This window comes from Bradyrhizobium sp. Cp5.3 (assembly GCF_000426265.1).
GTDB lineage: Bacteria > Pseudomonadota > Alphaproteobacteria > Rhizobiales > Xanthobacteraceae > Bradyrhizobium > Bradyrhizobium neotropicale.
On the sequence record NZ_AUFA01000003.1, the window covers coordinates 93,639 to 109,350 of the forward strand.

16 protein-coding genes are annotated in these 15,712 nt (G+C 64.4%); all 16 read left to right on the top strand.

Going from position 1 to position 15,712, the window contains the following annotated elements; all coding sequences use genetic code 11:
* Positions 1-10 precede the first annotated feature (10 nt).
* Positions 11-1,147 carry a PepSY domain-containing protein gene (locus K289_RS43930; RefSeq protein WP_051310498.1) on the top strand — a complete coding sequence of 379 codons (1,137 nt, stop codon included), beginning with the start codon at positions 11-13 and terminating at the stop codon, positions 1,145-1,147.
* 466 nt (positions 1,148-1,613) lie between these two features.
* The gene (locus K289_RS0105745) at positions 1,614-1,979 is read left to right on the top strand and encodes an NADH-quinone oxidoreductase subunit A (protein ID WP_027550614.1); all 366 of its coding nucleotides are present in this window, start codon (positions 1,614-1,616) and stop codon (positions 1,977-1,979) included.
* Positions 1,970-2,557, top strand: a complete 588-nt coding sequence (locus tag K289_RS0105750; RefSeq protein WP_027550615.1) for an NADH-quinone oxidoreductase subunit B family protein — start codon at positions 1,970-1,972, stop codon at positions 2,555-2,557. Before K289_RS0105745 ends, K289_RS0105750 begins: the two co-directional genes overlap by 10 nt.
* Positions 2,558-2,568: 11 nt before the next feature.
* Positions 2,569-3,180, top strand: coding sequence for an NADH-quinone oxidoreductase subunit C (locus K289_RS0105755; protein ID WP_027550616.1), 612 nt, complete (start codon positions 2,569-2,571; stop codon positions 3,178-3,180).
* 2 nt (positions 3,181-3,182) lie between these two features.
* Positions 3,183-4,379: an NADH-quinone oxidoreductase subunit D gene (locus K289_RS0105760; RefSeq protein ID WP_027550617.1), complete on the top strand. Its 1,197-nt coding sequence runs from the start codon at positions 3,183-3,185 to the stop codon at positions 4,377-4,379.
* Positions 4,379-5,335: an FkbM family methyltransferase gene (locus K289_RS0105765; RefSeq protein WP_027550618.1), complete on the top strand. Its 957-nt coding sequence runs from the start codon at positions 4,379-4,381 to the stop codon at positions 5,333-5,335. The genes K289_RS0105760 and K289_RS0105765 overlap by 1 nt, the downstream gene beginning before the upstream one ends.
* Before the next feature lie 12 nt (positions 5,336-5,347).
* Entirely contained in the window at positions 5,348-5,959 is a 612-nt protein-coding gene (nuoE, locus tag K289_RS0105770; RefSeq protein ID WP_027550619.1) for an NADH-quinone oxidoreductase subunit NuoE, read from the top strand.
* Positions 5,959-6,165 carry a hypothetical protein gene (locus tag K289_RS0105775; RefSeq protein WP_027550620.1) on the top strand — a complete coding sequence of 69 codons (207 nt, stop codon included), beginning with the start codon at positions 5,959-5,961 and terminating at the stop codon, positions 6,163-6,165. Before nuoE ends, K289_RS0105775 begins: the two co-directional genes overlap by 1 nt.
* A 15-nt stretch (positions 6,166-6,180) precedes the next feature.
* On the top strand, positions 6,181-7,506 hold the full coding sequence (gene nuoF / locus K289_RS0105780; protein WP_027550621.1) for an NADH-quinone oxidoreductase subunit NuoF: 1,326 nt from the start codon (positions 6,181-6,183) through the stop codon (positions 7,504-7,506).
* Between the two features lie 5 nt (positions 7,507-7,511).
* On the top strand, positions 7,512-9,587 hold the full coding sequence (gene nuoG, locus K289_RS0105785) for an NADH-quinone oxidoreductase subunit NuoG (RefSeq protein ID WP_027550622.1): 2,076 nt from the start codon (positions 7,512-7,514) through the stop codon (positions 9,585-9,587).
* Between the two features lie 10 nt (positions 9,588-9,597).
* Positions 9,598-10,665 carry an NADH-quinone oxidoreductase subunit NuoH gene (gene nuoH / locus K289_RS0105790; protein WP_145928006.1) on the top strand — a complete coding sequence of 356 codons (1,068 nt, stop codon included), beginning with the start codon at positions 9,598-9,600 and terminating at the stop codon, positions 10,663-10,665.
* 8 nt (positions 10,666-10,673) lie between these two features.
* Positions 10,674-11,168, top strand: a complete 495-nt coding sequence (gene nuoI, locus K289_RS0105795; RefSeq protein WP_157283556.1) for an NADH-quinone oxidoreductase subunit NuoI — start codon at positions 10,674-10,676, stop codon at positions 11,166-11,168.
* A 9-nt stretch (positions 11,169-11,177) separates the two neighbouring features.
* Complete coding sequence (locus K289_RS0105800) at positions 11,178-11,816, top strand: NADH-quinone oxidoreductase subunit J (protein ID WP_027550625.1); 639 nt, start codon at positions 11,178-11,180, stop codon at positions 11,814-11,816.
* Positions 11,813-12,121 carry an NADH-quinone oxidoreductase subunit NuoK gene (nuoK, locus tag K289_RS0105805; RefSeq protein WP_008547737.1) on the top strand — a complete coding sequence of 103 codons (309 nt, stop codon included), beginning with the start codon at positions 11,813-11,815 and terminating at the stop codon, positions 12,119-12,121. The genes K289_RS0105800 and nuoK overlap by 4 nt, the downstream gene beginning before the upstream one ends.
* 8 nt (positions 12,122-12,129) lie before the next feature.
* Positions 12,130-14,196 carry an NADH-quinone oxidoreductase subunit L gene (gene nuoL / locus K289_RS0105810; RefSeq protein ID WP_027550626.1) on the top strand — a complete coding sequence of 689 codons (2,067 nt, stop codon included), beginning with the start codon at positions 12,130-12,132 and terminating at the stop codon, positions 14,194-14,196.
* The gene (locus K289_RS0105815) at positions 14,197-15,702 is read left to right on the top strand and encodes an NADH-quinone oxidoreductase subunit M (protein WP_027550627.1); all 1,506 of its coding nucleotides are present in this window, start codon (positions 14,197-14,199) and stop codon (positions 15,700-15,702) included. It begins immediately after the preceding gene.
* Positions 15,703-15,712: the final 10 nt, after the last annotated feature.

Below are 15,712 nucleotides of genomic sequence, written 5' to 3' on the forward strand. Positions count from 1 at the left end.
GGATCCCGACGTGAAAGCGCGCACGATCAGGCTCTGGTCCGTGGTCCACACCTGGACCAGCCTGGTTTCGACCGTGTTCCTGCTTTTGCTGTGCCTGACCGGCCTTCCGCTGGTGTTCCATCACGAGATCGATGAGCTCCTGGGCTATGCCCCCCAGCCCGAAGCTCATGCGAGCGCGGCGCGTGCGACGCCCCAGCAAGTCGCCGACGCCGCGCTCGCCGCCGATCCGGGCCGCGTGCTGCAATATATCTCCTGGGACAAGGACGAGCCCGGGATCGTGATGGCGTTCACCAACAGCGCCCCGGACGGGGCGCCCGACAATGCGACCGTGCGTGCCTTCGATGCGGCGTCGGCGAAACTGCTCGGCCCGGTCGGCGTCGGCCCGATGCTGATCGTGCTCAAGCTGCACACGGACATGTTCGCCGGCCAGGCTGGAAAGCTGTTTCTCGGCGCGATGGGCCTGTTGTTCGCCGTCGCCATCATCTCCGGCGTGGTGTTGTACTGGCCGTTCACCCGCCGGCTGCGTTTTGCCACCATCCGTGACAGCGCCCCGCGGCGGGTCGTGTGGCTCGACTGGCACAATCTGATCGGGGTCGTAACGGTGGCCTGGGCGCTGGTGGTCGGGCTGACCGGTGTCGTCAACACCTGGGCCGAGCTGATGCTGAGCCAATGGAAGGCCACCGAGCTCGCCAGCATGGTCGCGCCCTATGCCGGCAAGCCGGCGCCCAGCCATCTCGCCTCGCTCGATGAGGTCGTCGCGCGCGCCAGGCAGGCGGCCGATGGCATGGAGATCGCCTTCATCGCCTTTCCCGGCACGCCGTTCTCCTCCTCGCATCATTTCGCCGCCTTCATGCGCGGGGATACGCCGCTGACGTCACGGCTGCTGAAGCCGGTGCTGCTGGACGGTGAAACGGGAGAGGTGGCCGACAGCCGGGCGCTGCCGATGTACCTCCAGGCCCTCCTGATCTCGCAGCCGCTCCATTTCGGCGATTATGGCGGCATGCCGCTCAAGGTGATCTGGGCCGCGCTCGACGTGCTGACGATCATCGTGATCGGCAGCGGGCTCTATCTCTGGCTGGCGCGGCGACGAAAGCGGGGCGCGACGCGGGCCGACGCATTCGCAAAACGAGTCCCGGTCTCGTCATGATGCATGGCTCGTCCGTCGGCTCCCGCCTGTGGATACGGGTCTTCGGCGCGCCGCTTCTGATTGCGCTGGCAACGTCGATCGGCCTGTTGGCGGCGCTGCTGTGGGGCGATGTCGGCAGATATGTTGCCTGGGTGACAGTCGGCTTCCCCGTCCTTGTCATCTTTGGGGTCTGGCTGCGTCGCAGCAGGAAAGCAGGATCATCCTAGACGCGCGGCCGCCTGCGGGGAGTGCTTCCGCTGAGCGTCTGCCCCAAGGTGGGGAGGGGTGAGGGCCGCTCTTGCTGGGCAGGCCGATCTGCTCCATACCAGCGCGGGGCGATTCCGGGATTTTCACTGTTCTGGGGGCGGCAAAGGGCCTAAAAATAGCGTGTCTTGCGCCCATTGGTGCACTGCGCTAAGGCTCAGAATAATTCCAAACCGGGACGAATCCGTGGCTCCCCCGAGGCCGCGGGAAAAAGGGCTCGCCAATGAGCGGCATTCTGCAGAACTATCTTCCACTCGTCGTCTTTATAGGGGTAGCAGGCCTCATTGGCCTCGTGCTGCTGATCGCCCCCTTCATCGTGGCGTTCCAGCAGCCGGACCCGGAAAAACTGTCGGCGTATGAGTGCGGTTTCAACGCCTTCGACGACGCCCGGATGAAGTTCGACGTCCGCTTCTACCTGGTCGCCATCCTCTTCATCATCTTCGACCTCGAGGTGGCGTTCCTGTTCCCGTGGGCGGTGGCGTTCGGCAAGCTCGGTGCGACCGGCTTCTGGTCAATGCTGGTGTTCCTCGCCGTACTCACGGTGGGATTTGCCTATGAATGGAAGAAAGGGGCACTGGAATGGGATTGAACCAAGCCACTCCGTCCGGTCCGGTTCTCGCACCGGCGCCCAAGGGCATTCTGGATCCGTCGACCGGCAAGCCGGTCGGTGCCAATGATCCGTTCTTCCTCGAAGTCAATCACGAACTGTCCGACAAGGGCTTCTTCGTGGCCGCGGCCGACGACCTCATCACCTGGGCCCGCACCGGCTCGCTGATGTGGATGACCTTCGGTCTCGCCTGCTGCGCGGTCGAGATGATGCAGGTCTCGATGCCGCGCTACGACGTCGAGCGCTTCGGCTTCGCGCCGCGTGCCTCCCCACGTCAGTCCGACGTGATGATCGTGGCGGGTACGCTGACCAACAAGATGGCCCCGGCGCTGCGCAAGGTCTACGACCAGATGCCCGAGCCGCGCTACGTCATCTCGATGGGCTCCTGCGCCAACGGCGGCGGCTACTACCACTATTCGTACTCGGTCGTGCGCGGCTGCGACCGTATCGTGCCGATCGACATCTACGTGCCGGGCTGCCCGCCCACGGCGGAAGCGCTGCTCTACGGCGTGCTGCTGCTGCAGAAGAAGATCCGGCGCACCGGCACCATCGAACGCTAAGGTTTTACGTCATGGACGACGGCAAGCTCGACGCCCTTGGGCAAACGATCGTTAGCGCGCTTCCGGGCGCCGCCACCGGTCACGCGGTGGCCTTCAACCAGCTCACGGTTGATGTCGAGGCCAGCAAGATCGTCGAGGTGGTCAAGTACCTCCGCGACGATCCGAACTGCCGTTTCGTCAACATCACCGACGTGACTGCAGTCGACTATCCGGAGCGCGATAAGCGCTTCGACGTGATCTATCACTTCCTGTCGCCGACCCTGAACGCGCGGATCCGACTGCGCGTTGCCGCCGACGAGACCACGCAGGTCCCGTCGCTGATCGACGTGTTCCCCGGTGCCGACTGGTTCGAGCGCGAGGCCTACGACCTCTACGGCGTGTTCTTCGTCGGTCATCCAGACATGCGCCGACTGCTCACCGATTACGGTTTCGAGGGACATCCGCTGCGCAAGGATTTCCCGCTCACCGGCTTCGTCGAGGTCCGCTATGACGACCAGGAGAAGCGGGTGGTGTACGAGCCGGTCCGGCTCAACCAGGAATTCCGCAAGTTCGATTTCCTCTCGCCTTGGGAAGGGGCTGACTATCCGCTGCCCGGCGACGAGAAGGCGGGGCCGAAGGTCTGATCATGAACGAACAACCTGAGAACCTCCGAAATTTCACCATCAACTTCGGGCCGCAGCATCCGGCGGCGCACGGCGTGTTGCGCCTCGTGCTGGAGCTCGACGGTGAAATCGTCGCGCGCGTCGACCCGCATATCGGTCTGCTTCACCGCGGCACCGAGAAGCTGATCGAGCAGAAGACCTATCTGCAGGCGATTCCCTATTTCGACCGGCTCGACTACGTCGCGCCGATGAACCAGGAGCACGCCTTCTGCCTCGCCGCCGAGAAGCTGCTCGGCATCGAGGTGCCGCGCCGCGGCCAGTTGATCCGCGTGCTCTATTGCGAGATCGGCCGCATCCTGTCGCATCTGCTCAACGTCACCACGCAGGCGATGGACGTCGGCGCGCTCACCCCGCCGCTGTGGGGTTTCGAGGAGCGCGAGAAGCTGATGGTGTTCTACGAGCGCGCCTCGGGCAGCCGCATGCACGCGGCCTTCTTCCGCGTCGGAGGCGTGCATCAGGACCTGCCGCCGAAGCTGATCGACGACATCGAGGCCTGGTGCGACCCGTTCCTGAAAGTGGTCGACGACCTCGATCGCCTGCTCACCGCCAACCGCATCTTCAAGCAGCGCAACGTCGACATCGGCGTGGTGCCGCTCAAGGAAGCATGGGAGTGGGGTTTCTCGGGCGTGATGGTGCGCGGCTCGGGCGCGGCCTGGGACCTGCGCAAGTCGCAGCCCTATGAATGCTACGCCGAGATGGAATTCGACATTCCGATCGGCAAGAACGGCGACTGCTACGACCGCTATCTGATCCGCATGGAAGAGATGCGCCAGTCCGTGCGCATCATGAGGCAGTGCATCGAGAAGCTGAAGGCTCCGGACGGGCAGGGCCCGGTTGCGGTTGCCGACAACAAGGTGTTTCCGCCGCGCCGTGGCGAGATGAAGCGTTCGATGGAAGCGCTGATCCACCATTTCAAGCTCTATACCGAGGGTTTCCACGTTCCGGCCGGCGAGGTCTATGCCGCGGTCGAGGCACCGAAGGGCGAGTTCGGCGTCTATCTCGTCTCCGACGGCAGCAACAAGCCGTACAAGTGCAAGATCCGCGCGCCAGGCTTTGCCCATCTCCAGGCCATGGATCACATCTGCCGGGGTCATTTGCTCGCCGACGTCTCGGCGATCCTCGGCTCGCTCGACATCGTGTTCGGAGAGGTCGATCGGTGATGGCGCAGGCGCCAATCCAGTTTGACCGTGCCTCGGGGGCCCTTGAAGGGGCCAACCTGTGGGAGCGGACGGCTGCCTTGGCGCTGGTGACAGGATCGAAGATCTCGTCGCATTTCTCGCACATGGGCTACATCGCCTGCGCCAACCTGCTGCGCAAGGCGCTGGCCGAGCGCAACATCGCGATCAAGCTCAACTCGGACGCGGTGTTCGAGTTCCCCTATGGCGACGGCTATTGGAGCAAGCTGCTCAATCGCTCGTATCATTACGAGGATGAGCTCGAGCTGCTGTTCGCCGGTTCCGCCGACGTCGACTACACGCTGATCGATTGCGGTGCCAATTACGGCTACTGGTCGGTATTGATTTCGAGCGCGCCGTTCGGCGCGCACAAGGCGATCGCGATCGAGCCCTCCTCGGACAATTTCGCCAAGCTGTCGAACAACGCGGCGGTGAACGACCATCGCTTCGAATGCATGCGCGTGGCGATCGGCGCCTCGCGCGGCACGGCGCGGCTGTCCGGCACCAAGCACGAGAAGTTCAGCATCGCGGGGCCGGGCGGTGGCGAGGAGGTGCCGGTCATCGCCCTCGACAACCTTATCGACGACGGCAAGGTCGCCGCGACCGGCAAATATCTGATCAAGCTCGACGTCGAGGGCCTCGAGATCGAGGCGATCAAGGGCGGCGCCCGGCTGCTCCAGGCCGACAGCGTCATCATGTGCGAGGAGCACGGCAGCGACCGCTCGCATGCGGTGTCGCGCTACATTCTTGAAGAAACTCCGCTGAAGCTGATCGTGCTCGATCCGCGCAGCAACCGGCTTGAAACCGTGACCGAGCTGTCGATCCTCGATCGCATCAAGGTCTCCACCCACGTCGGCTACAACGTTTTCGGCACCGCAAGCGCATTCTGGCAGGACAGGATCGATGCCCTGAATGCGAAGACCGCGCGCCGCATGCAGTGAGAGATTGAAGAGATGTCTGTCCGCCGATTAGCGCCCAAGGAAGTCCAGCCCGCGAGCTTTGCGTTCACGGAGGAGAACCTCGCGTTCGCCAAGCAGCAGATCGCGAAATATCCGGCCGGACGCCAGGCCTCCGCTGTGATCGCCATCCTCTGGCGCGCGCAGGAGCAGAACGAGGGCTGGGTGTCGGAAGCCGCGATCCGCGTCATCGCCGACATGCTCGACATGCCCTATATCCGCGTTCTGGAAGTTGCGACCTTCTACACGATGTTCCAGCTTGCCCCCGTCGGCAAGAAGGCCCACGTCCAGGTCTGCGGCACCACGCCGTGCCGGCTGCGCGGCGCGGAAGATCTCATCCATGTCTGCGAGAGCCGCATTCATCACGAGCCCTTCCATCTCTCCAAGGACGGCAATTTCAGCTGGGAAGAGGTGGAGTGCTTAGGCGCCTGCGTGAACGCGCCGATGGTGCTGATCGGGAAGGACACCTATGAGGACCTGACCAAGGACAGCTTCGGCAAGGTGCTCGACGGCTTCGCCTCGGGCAATCCGCCCAAGCCCGGCCCGCAGAACGGCCGCCAGTTCTCCGCGCCCATCACCGGGCCGACCACTCTGAAGGAGACCACCTGATGCGTGATCTCTCGAAGCCGGCAAGGGGAGGGAGCGAGGCCGTGAAGAAATGGGGCTTCATCGCCATGCACGCCGCCGTTGCGGCCGCTTTCATGTTCCTGCTCCAGCGCTTTGCGTTGAGCGCGACGCTGGAATCCAGTCTGCTCTGGGCGTTGACCTTCGCCGTCTGCGCCGCCGGGCTTGCCTACAAGCAGGCCAACCGTTGATCGGAAAGCACTGAAATGCTCGAGGACAAGGATCGCATCTTCAAGAACCTCTACGGCCTCCATGACTGGGGGCTCGAGGGCGCGCGGCGCCGCGGCGCTTGGGATGGCACCAAGGCCATCATCGACAAGGGCCGCGACTGGATCATCAATGAGATGAAGGCCTCCGGCCTGCGCGGCCGCGGCGGGGCGGGCTTCCCGACCGGCCTGAAATGGTCGTTCATGCCGAAGGAATCGACCGACGGCCGGCCGAGCTATCTCGTCGTCAACGCCGACGAGTCCGAGCCCGGCACCTGCAAGGATCGCGAGATCATGCGGCACGATCCGCATCTCCTGATCGAGGGCTGCCTGATCGCGAGCTTCGCGATGAATGCGCACACTTGCTACATCTATGTCCGCGGCGAGTTCATCCGCGAGCGCGAGCACCTCCAGGCTGCGATCGACCAGGCCTATGAGGCCAAGCTGATCGGCAAGGACAACGTCAACGGCTGGCCGTTCGACCTCTACGTCGCGCACGGCGCCGGCGCCTATATCTGCGGCGAGGAGACCGCGCTGCTCGAAAGCCTCGAGGGCAAGAAGGGCCAGCCGCGGCTGAAGCCGCCGTTCCCGGCCAACGTCGGCCTGTTCGGCTGCCCGACCACCGTCAACAACGTCGAGTCGATCGCAGTTGCGCCCGACATCCTGCGTCGCGGCGCGGCCTGGTTCGCCGGCATCGGCCGTCCGAACAATGTTGGCACCAAGCTGTTCTGCATCTCCGGCCATGTCGAGCGGCCCTGCAACGTCGAAGAGGCCATGGGCATTCCGTTCCGTGAGTTGATCGACAAGCATTGCGGCGGCATCCGCGGCGGCTGGGACAATCTGAAGGCCGTGATCCCCGGCGGCTCCTCGGTGCGCATGGTGCCGGCGGAGCAGATCATCGACACGCCGATGGATTTCGACTCTCTGAGCAAGCTGCGCTCGGGCCTCGGCACCGCGGCCGTGATCGTGATGGACAAGTCGACCGACCTGATCCGCGCGATTGCCCGCATCTCCTATTTCTACAAGCACGAGAGCTGCGGCCAGTGCACGCCGTGCCGCGAGGGCACCGGGTGGATGTGGCGCGTCCTGACCCGCATGACCGAGGGCCGCGCCCACAAGCGCGAGATCGACATGCTGCTGGAAGTCACCAAGCAGGTCGAAGGCCACACCATCTGCGCGCTCGGCGACGCAGCCGCCTGGCCGATCCAGGGCCTGATCGCGCACTTCCGTCATGAGATCGAAGCGCGCATCGACCAATATTCGCACAAGGCCGACATCGACGATGCCGGTGTCCGCGATCCCGTGAACATGGTCGCGGCGGAGTAGGAAGAATGACCAAGCTCATCATCGACGGCAAAGAGATCGATGTCCCGCCGGAGTACACGCTGCTCCAGGCGTGCGAGGCCGCCGGCGCCGAGATTCCGCGCTTCTGCTATCACGAGCGGCTGTCGATCGCCGGCAACTGCCGGATGTGCCTCGTCGAAGTGAAGGGCGGCCCGAAGCCGGTCGCAAGCTGCGCCTGGGGCGTGCGCGACTGCCGTCCCGGTCCCAAGGGCGAGCCGCCGGAGATCTCCACGCGTTCGCCGATGGTGAAGAAGGCGCGCGAAGGCGTGATGGAGTTCCTGCTGATCAACCATCCGCTGGACTGCCCGATCTGCGACCAGGGCGGCGAGTGCGATCTCCAGGACCAGGCGATGGGCTACGGGGTCGACACCAGCCGCTTCGCCGAGAACAAGCGCGCGGTCGAGGACAAGTATCTCGGGGCGCTGGTCAAGACCTCGATGAACCGCTGCATCCAGTGCACGCGCTGCGTCCGCTTCTCGGCGGAAGTCGCCGGCGCTCCCGAGATGGGCGCGACGGGCCGCGGCGAGGACATGGAGATCACGACTTATCTCGAGCATGCGCTGACCTCGGAATTGCAGGGCAATCTCGTCGACATCTGCCCGGTCGGCGCGCTGACCTCGAAGCCGTACGCCTTCGCGGCGCGGCCCTGGGAGCTCGGCAAGACCCAGTCGATCGACGTGATGGACGGCATCGGATCGGCGATCCGCGTCGACACCCGCGGCCGCGAGGTGATGCGCGTGCTGCCGCGCATCAACGAGGCCGTGAACGAGGAGTGGATCTCGGACAAGACGCGTCACGTCGTCGACGGCCTGCGCACCCAGCGCCTCGACCGGCCCTATATCCGTGAAGCCGGCAAGCTGCGCGCGGCGAGCTGGTCGGAAGCTTTTGCCGCGATCGCGGCCAAGGCGGCCCGTACCGACGGCAAGCGGATCGGCGCCATCGCGGGCGATCTCGCAGGCGTCGAGGAAATGTTCGCGCTGAAGGATCTGCTCGCCAAATTCGGCTCGGGCAATCTCGCGGTGCAGGGCGGCGACGCCTTCGATCCCGCGCTCGGCCGCGCCTCCTACATCTTCAATCCGACGCTTGCGGGCGTCGAGCAGGCCGATGCGCTGCTGATCATCGGCGCCAATCCGCGGAAAGAGGCGGCCGTGTTCAACGCCCGCATCCGCAAGCGCTGGCGTGCCGGCGGCTTCAAGATCGGCGTGATCGGCGCCAAGGCCGACCTGACCTACGATTACGACCATCTCGGCGCGGGGACCGAAACGCTCGGCGAGCTCGCGGCCGGCAAGCACTCCTTCATGGACGTGCTGAAGAACGCCAAGCACCCGATCATCCTGGTTGGCGCGGGCGCGACTGGACGTCACGATGGCGCGGCCATTCTTGCCGCCGCTGCCAAGCTGGCGCTCGACGTCGGCGCGCTGAAGGATGGCTGGAACGGCTTCGGCGTGCTGCATGAGAGCGCCTCGCGCGTCGGCGCGCTCGACATCGGCTTTGCCGCGACCGGCGGCGGGCTGAACGCGGCGCAGATGACGACGTTCGGCACACTGGACGTGTTGTTCCTGCTTGGCGCCGACGAGATCAAGGCGCCGGACAGTACCTTCGTCGTCTATATCGGCACCCATGGCGACCGCGGCGCGCATCGCGCCGACGTGATCCTGCCGGCGGCGGCCTATACCGAGAAGTCCGCGATCTACGTCAACACGGAAGGCCGCGTGCAGATGACCGGCCGCGCCGCGTTCCCGCCGGGCGAGGCCCGCGAGGACTGGGCGGTCGTTCGTGCGCTGTCGGAGGCGCTGGGCAAGAAGCTCGGCTACGACTCGCTGGCGGCGCTGCGCCAGGCGATCTTCAAGGCGGTGCCGCATCTGATCCGTCTCGACCAGATCGAGGCAGGCTCGGCCGACCAGATCAAGAAGCTCGCAGGCAAGGGCGGCACGCCGGAGAAGGCGCCGTTCAAGCCTCTCGTCGAGGACTTCTACCTGACCAACCCAATCGCGCGTGCGTCCGCCGTGATGGCGGAGTGCTCGCGGCTTGCCTCCGGGCAGATGCTGACCGCAGCGGAGTGAGCGTGATCTGATGGAATTCTTCGAAAGCGCATTCTGGACCGGGTTCCTCTGGCCGTTGATCATCATGGTCGCGGAGAGCGTGCTGGTGCTCGTCGTGCTCTTGGTCGCGATCGCCTATATCCTGCTGGCCGACCGCAAGATCTGGGCGGCGGTGCAGATCCGGCGCGGTCCCAACGTGGTCGGGCCCTGGGGCCTGTTCCAGTCCTTCGCCGACCTCCTGAAGTTCGTGCTGAAGGAGCCGATCATTCCGGCCGGCGCCAACAAGGGCGTGTTCCTGCTCGCCCCGCTGGTCTCCTGTGTGCTCGCGCTCGCCGCCTGGGCGGTGATCCCGACCAATCTCGGCTGGGTGATCTCCGACATCAATGTCGGCGTCCTCTTCATCTTCGCGATCTCGTCGCTGTCGATCTACGGCATCATCATGGCCGGCTGGTCGTCGAACTCGAAGTATCCGTTCCTGGCCGCGCTGCGTTCGGCGGCGCAGATGGTGTCCTACGAGGTCTCGATCGGCTTCGTCATCATCACGGTGCTGCTCTGCGCCGGCACGCTGAACCTGTCGGCCGTCGTGGAAGCGCAGCATGCGCGGGGCCTCGCCAGCCTGATCGGCCTGCCGCAGCTCACCATTCTGAACTGGTATGTGTGGCCGCTGTTCCCGATGTTCGTGGTGTTCTACGTCTCGGCGCTGGCGGAAACCAACCGTCCGCCGTTCGACCTCGTCGAAGCCGAGTCCGAGCTCGTGGCCGGCTTCATGGTCGAATACGGCTCGACGCCGTACCTCTTGTTCATGCTCGGCGAGTATGTCGCCATCGTCACCATGTGCGCGCTGGCGACCATCCTGTTCCTGGGAGGCTGGCTGCCGCCGGTCGACCTGCCGCCCTTCAACTGGGTGCCGGGGATCATCTGGTTCTCGCTGAAACTATTCTTCATGTTCTTCCTGTTCGCGATGGCGAAGGCAATCGTGCCGCGCTACCGCTACGACCAACTGATGCGTCTCGGCTGGAAGGTGTTCCTGCCGCTGTCGCTCGTGATGGTGGTCGTGGTGGCCGGCGTGCTGCATTTCGCCGGCATCGCGCCGAAGTGAGGGCCGTCATGGGTATCAACGTCAACGCCACTGCACGCTCGCTTTTGCTGTCGGAATTCGTCTCGGCGTTCTTCCTCGCCATGCGCTACTTCTTCCAGCCGAAGCCGACGCTGAACTATCCCTTCGAGAAGGGGCCGATCTCGCCGCGGTTCCGCGGCGAGCACGCGCTGCGCCGTTATCCCAACGGCGAAGAGCGCTGCATCGCCTGCAAGCTGTGCGAGGCCGTGTGCCCCGCGCAGGCCATCACCATCGAGGCCGGCCCGCGCCGCAACGACGGCACCCGCCGCACCGTGCGCTACGACATCGACATGGTGAAGTGCATCTATTGCGGCCTCTGCCAGGAGGCCTGCCCGGTCGACGCCATCGTCGAGGGCCCGAACTTCGAATTCGCGACCGAGACCCGCGAGGAGCTCTACTATGACAAGGCCAAGCTGCTCGCCAATGGCGACCGCTGGGAACGCGAGATCGCCAAGGCGATCGAGCTCGACGCGCCGTACCGGTGAGGTGAGGGCATGATCCTTCCCGCGCTGTTCTTTTATCTGTTCGCCGGCATCTGCGTCGCCTCGGCGGTGATGGTGGTTGTCTCGCGCAATCCCGTGCACTCCGTGCTGTTTCTGATCCTGGCCTTCGTCAACGCCTCCGGCCTGTTCGTGCTGATGGGCGCCGAGTTCCTGGCGATGATGCTGATCGTCGTCTATGTCGGCGCGGTCGCGGTGCTGTTCCTGTTCGTGATCATGATGATCGACGTCGACTTCACCGAGCTGAGCGAGGGCTTCATCGAGTACCTGCCGGTCGGCCTCGTGATCGGCGGCATCTTCCTGTTCGAGCTGCTGCTCACCGTCGGCTTCTGGGTCATCAACCCCGGCGTTGCCAAGACGATCACGGCGGCGATCCCGACCAATGTCAGCAACACCGAGGCGCTCGGCCTCGTGCTCTATACGAAGTACATCCATTACTTCCAGCTCGCCGGCATGGTGCTGCTGGTCGCAATGATCGGCGCCATCGTGCTGACGCTGCGCCACAAGGCGTACATCAAGCGGCAGGACATCAACGTTCAGAACGCACGCACGCCCGAGATGGCGATGGCGCTGCGCAAGGTGGCGTCGGGGCAGGGGCTGTCCGATACCGATGCGGCGGAGTGGGTGAAATGACGATCGGGCTCGGACACTATCTCGCGGTCGGCGCGATCCTGTTCACGCTCGGGATCCTCGGCATCTTCCTGAACCGCAAGAACATCATCGTCATCCTGATGTCGATCGAGCTGATCCTGCTCTCGGTCAACATCAACCTGGTGGCGTTCTCGACCTTCCTCGGCGACATCGTCGGCCAGGTCTTCGCGCTTCTGGTGCTGACGGTCGCGGCTGCGGAAGCCGCGATCGGTCTCGCCATCCTGGTGGTCTATTTCCGCAACCGCGGCTCGATCGCGGTTGAGGACGTCAATCTGATGAAGGGCTGAGCTCAGTCATGGTTCAGGCAATCGTTTTTCTGCCGTTGCTGGGCGCCATTCTCGCCGGCCTGATCTCTCTGGTCGGCGCGCATGGGCGCAACCCCTCAGGCGACACGGTCGAGCATCACGGCGATGGTCACGGTCATGGCGATGCCCACGCGGCGGCTGCCCATGACGACCATGGTCACGACGATCACGCTCATGGCCCGGCCGAACCGGCGGCGGCAGGCTCGCGCGCGGCCGAGCTGATCACGACGGGGCTCCTGTTCGTGTCGGCGGCGCTGTCCTGGTTCACGCTGGTCGATGTCGGCTTCATGCATCATGACGCGCGGATCCAGCTGCTGCCGTGGATCTTCTCCGGCGACCTCCAGGTCTACTGGTCGCTCCGGGTCGACACGCTGACGGCGGTAATGCTGGTCGTGGTCAACACCGTGTCCTCGCTCGTGCACCTCTATTCCATCGGCTACATGGACGAGGATCCGTATCGGCCGCGCTTCTTCGGCTATCTCAGTCTGTTCACCTTCGCCATGCTGATGCTGGTGACGGCCGACAACCTCGTGCAGCTGTTCTTCGGCTGGGAGGGCGTGGGTCTGGCCAGCTACCTCCTGATCGGCTTCTGGTACCAGAAGCCGTCGGCGAATGCGGCCGCGATCAAGGCCTTCGTGGTCAACCGCGTCGGCGATTTCGGCTTCGCGCTCGGCATCTTCGCGATCTTCGCACTCGTCGGCTCGACCGATTTCGAGACGATCTTCCATGCCGCGCCGGGCCTCACCGGCAAGACCATCAACTTCCTCGGCTGGCACGCCGACGCACTGACGCTGACCTGCCTTTTGCTGTTCATGGGCGCGATGGGCAAATCGGCGCAGTTCCTGCTGCACACCTGGTTGCCGGACGCGATGGAAGGCCCGACCCCGGTCTCGGCGCTGATCCATGCCGCGACCATGGTCACCGCGGGCGTGTTCATGGTGGCGCGCCTGTCGCCGCTGTTCGAGCTCGCGCCGAACGCGCAGGCCGTCGTGATGTTCTTCGGCGCGACCACCGCGTTCTTCGCCGCGACCGTCGGCCTCGTCCAGAACGACATCAAGCGCATCGTCGCCTACTCGACCTGTTCCCAGCTCGGCTACATGTTCGTGGCGATGGGGGCGGGGGCCTATTCGGTCGGCATGTTCCACTTGTTCACGCACGCCTTCTTCAAGGCGCTGCTGTTCTTGGGCTCCGGCTCGGTGATCTATGCGATGCACCACGAGCAGGACATCCGCAACATGGGCGGCCTCTGGAAGAAGATCCCCTACACCTACGCGGTGATGGTGGTCGGCACCCTGGCGCTGACCGGCTTCCCGCTCACCGCCGGCTACTTCTCCAAGGACGCGATCATCGAGTCCGCCTATGCCTCGCACAATCCGTTCGCGGTGTACGGCTTCCTGATGACGGTCGTGGCCGCCGGCCTGACCTCGTTCTACTCCTGGCGCCTGGTGTTCAAGACCTTCCACGGCGAGCCGCATGACGAGCAACACTACGAGGCCGCGCATGAGAGCCCGATCTGGATGCTGATCCCGATCGGCGTGCTCGCGGTCGGCTCGATCGTCGCCGGCTTCCCGTTCAAGGAGCTGTTCGCCGGCCACGGCATCGAGGAGTTCTTCCGCGAGTCCGTGAAGATGAACCCGCACATCATCGAGGAGATGCACCACATCCCCGAAACCATCGCCTTCCTGCCGACGGTGATGATGGTGCTGGGCTTCCTGGTGTCGTACCTGTTCTACATCCGCCGGCCGTATCTGCCGGTCGAGCTCGCGAACACGCAGCCGATGCTGTACCAGTTCCTGCTCAACAAATGGTACTTCGACGAGCTCTACGAGGTCATCTTCGTCCGTCCGGCGAAGTGGATCGGCTATCAGCTCTGGAAGAAGGGCGACGGCTTCATCATCGACGGCCTCGGTCCCGATGGCGTCTCGGCGCGCGTGCTGGATGTCACCCGCAACGTCGTGAAGATCCAGACCGGCTATCTCTATCACTACGCATTCGCCATGCTGATCGGCGTCGCCGGCCTGATCACTTGGTTCATGTTCGGCTTTGGAGGCCAGTAAATGACAACCTGGCCCATCCTTTCCGTCACCACCTTCCTGCCGCTGGTCGGCGCGCTGATCGTCTATCTCAGCCGCGGCGATGACGAGGCGGCGCAGCGCAACTCGCGCTGGATCGCGCTCTGGACCACGCTGATCACCTTTGCGGTGTCACTGATCCTGGTGGCGCGCTTCGATTCCTCGACCGCCGACTTCCAGTTCGTCGAGAAGGCGAACTGGCTCGCCACCGGCATCACCTACCACATGGGCGTGGACGGCATTTCGCTGCCCTTCGTGATCCTGACCACCGCCTTGATGCCGTTCTGCATCATCGCGAGCTGGAAGGTCACGAGCCGGGTCCGCGAATACATGATGGCGTTCCTGATCCTGGAAACGCTGATGGTCGGCACCTTCTCGGCGATCGACCTCGTGCTGTTCTACCTGTTCTTCGAGGGTGGCCTGATTCCGATGTTCCTGATCATCGGCGTCTGGGGCGGCCCGCGCCGGGTCTACGCCTCCTTCAAGTTCTTCCTCTACACGCTGCTCGGCTCGGTCTTGATGCTGCTCGCCATCATGGCGCTGTACTGGAACGGCAACACCACCGACATCCCGACGCTGATGCACACGGCCGTGCCGCGGTCTTTGCAGACCTGGGCCTGGCTCGCCTTCTTCGCTTCCTTCGCGGTGAAGATGCCGATGTGGCCGGTGCACACCTGGCTGCCCGACGCGCACGTCGAGGCGCCGACCGCGGGCTCGGTGATCCTGGCGGCGATCCTCCTGAAGATGGGCGGCTACGGCTTCCTGCGCTTCTCGCTGCCTATGTTCCCGCTCGCCTCGCACGACTTTGCGCCGCTGATCTTCACGCTCTCGACCATCGCCATCATCTACACCTCGCTGGTGGCGATGATGCAGGAGGACATGAAGAAGCTGATCGCGTACTCCTCGGTCGCGCATATGGGCTTCGTCACCATGGGTATCTTCGCCGGCACCATGCAGGGCGTCGCCGGCGGCGTGTTCCAGATGATCTCGCACGGCATCGTCTCCGGCGCGCTGTTCCTCTGCGTCGGCATCGTCTACGACCGCATGCATACCCGCGAGATCGCGGCCTATGGCGGCCTCGTCAACCGGATGCCGCTCTACGCCATGACCTTCATGATCTTCACCATGGCCAATGTCGGTCTGCCCGGCACGAGCGGCTTCGTCGGCGAGTTCATGACGCTGCTCGGCACCTTCAAGACCTCGATCCCGACCGCGTTCTTCGCCACGACGGGCGTCATCCTGTCGGCCTGCTATGCGCTCTGGCTCTATCGCAAGGTCGTGTTCGGCGCGCTGGTGAAGCCGTCGCTGATGACCATCAAGGACCTCACCTTCCGGGAGTGCGTGACGCTGTTCCCGCTGATCGCGCTGACGATCCTGTTCGGCGTCTATCCGAAGCCGGTGCTCGACATGTCGGCCGCCTCGGTCCAGCAACTCGTCAACAATTACAACACCGCGGTGACGGCCGTGAAGGCCGCCGCACTGCTCCAGTGAGCGGGCAGGT

What these genes read in the sequence shown, in the direction of transcription:
- K289_RS0105745 (WP_027550614.1), top strand. Translation starts at nt 1,614, where the DNA reads ATGAGCGGCATTCTGCAGAACTATCTTCCACTCGTCGTCTTTATAGGG.
- K289_RS0105750 (WP_027550615.1), top strand. Translation starts at nt 1,970, where the DNA reads ATGGGATTGAACCAAGCCACTCCGTCCGGTCCGGTTCTCGCACCGGCG.
- K289_RS0105755 (WP_027550616.1), top strand. Translation starts at nt 2,569, where the DNA reads ATGGACGACGGCAAGCTCGACGCCCTTGGGCAAACGATCGTTAGCGCG.
- K289_RS0105760 (WP_027550617.1), top strand. Translation starts at nt 3,183, where the DNA reads ATGAACGAACAACCTGAGAACCTCCGAAATTTCACCATCAACTTCGGG.
- K289_RS0105765 (WP_027550618.1), top strand. Translation starts at nt 4,379, where the DNA reads ATGGCGCAGGCGCCAATCCAGTTTGACCGTGCCTCGGGGGCCCTTGAA.
- nuoE (WP_027550619.1), top strand. Translation starts at nt 5,348, where the DNA reads ATGTCTGTCCGCCGATTAGCGCCCAAGGAAGTCCAGCCCGCGAGCTTT.
- K289_RS0105775 (WP_027550620.1), top strand. Translation starts at nt 5,959, where the DNA reads ATGCGTGATCTCTCGAAGCCGGCAAGGGGAGGGAGCGAGGCCGTGAAG.
- nuoF (WP_027550621.1), top strand. Translation starts at nt 6,181, where the DNA reads ATGCTCGAGGACAAGGATCGCATCTTCAAGAACCTCTACGGCCTCCAT.
- nuoG (WP_027550622.1), top strand. Translation starts at nt 7,512, where the DNA reads ATGACCAAGCTCATCATCGACGGCAAAGAGATCGATGTCCCGCCGGAG.
- nuoH (WP_145928006.1), top strand. Translation starts at nt 9,598, where the DNA reads ATGGAATTCTTCGAAAGCGCATTCTGGACCGGGTTCCTCTGGCCGTTG.
- nuoI (WP_157283556.1), top strand. Translation starts at nt 10,674, where the DNA reads ATGGGTATCAACGTCAACGCCACTGCACGCTCGCTTTTGCTGTCGGAA.
- K289_RS0105800 (WP_027550625.1), top strand. Translation starts at nt 11,178, where the DNA reads ATGATCCTTCCCGCGCTGTTCTTTTATCTGTTCGCCGGCATCTGCGTC.
- nuoK (WP_008547737.1), top strand. Translation starts at nt 11,813, where the DNA reads ATGACGATCGGGCTCGGACACTATCTCGCGGTCGGCGCGATCCTGTTC.
- nuoL (WP_027550626.1), top strand. Translation starts at nt 12,130, where the DNA reads ATGGTTCAGGCAATCGTTTTTCTGCCGTTGCTGGGCGCCATTCTCGCC.
- K289_RS0105815 (WP_027550627.1), top strand. Translation starts at nt 14,197, where the DNA reads ATGACAACCTGGCCCATCCTTTCCGTCACCACCTTCCTGCCGCTGGTC.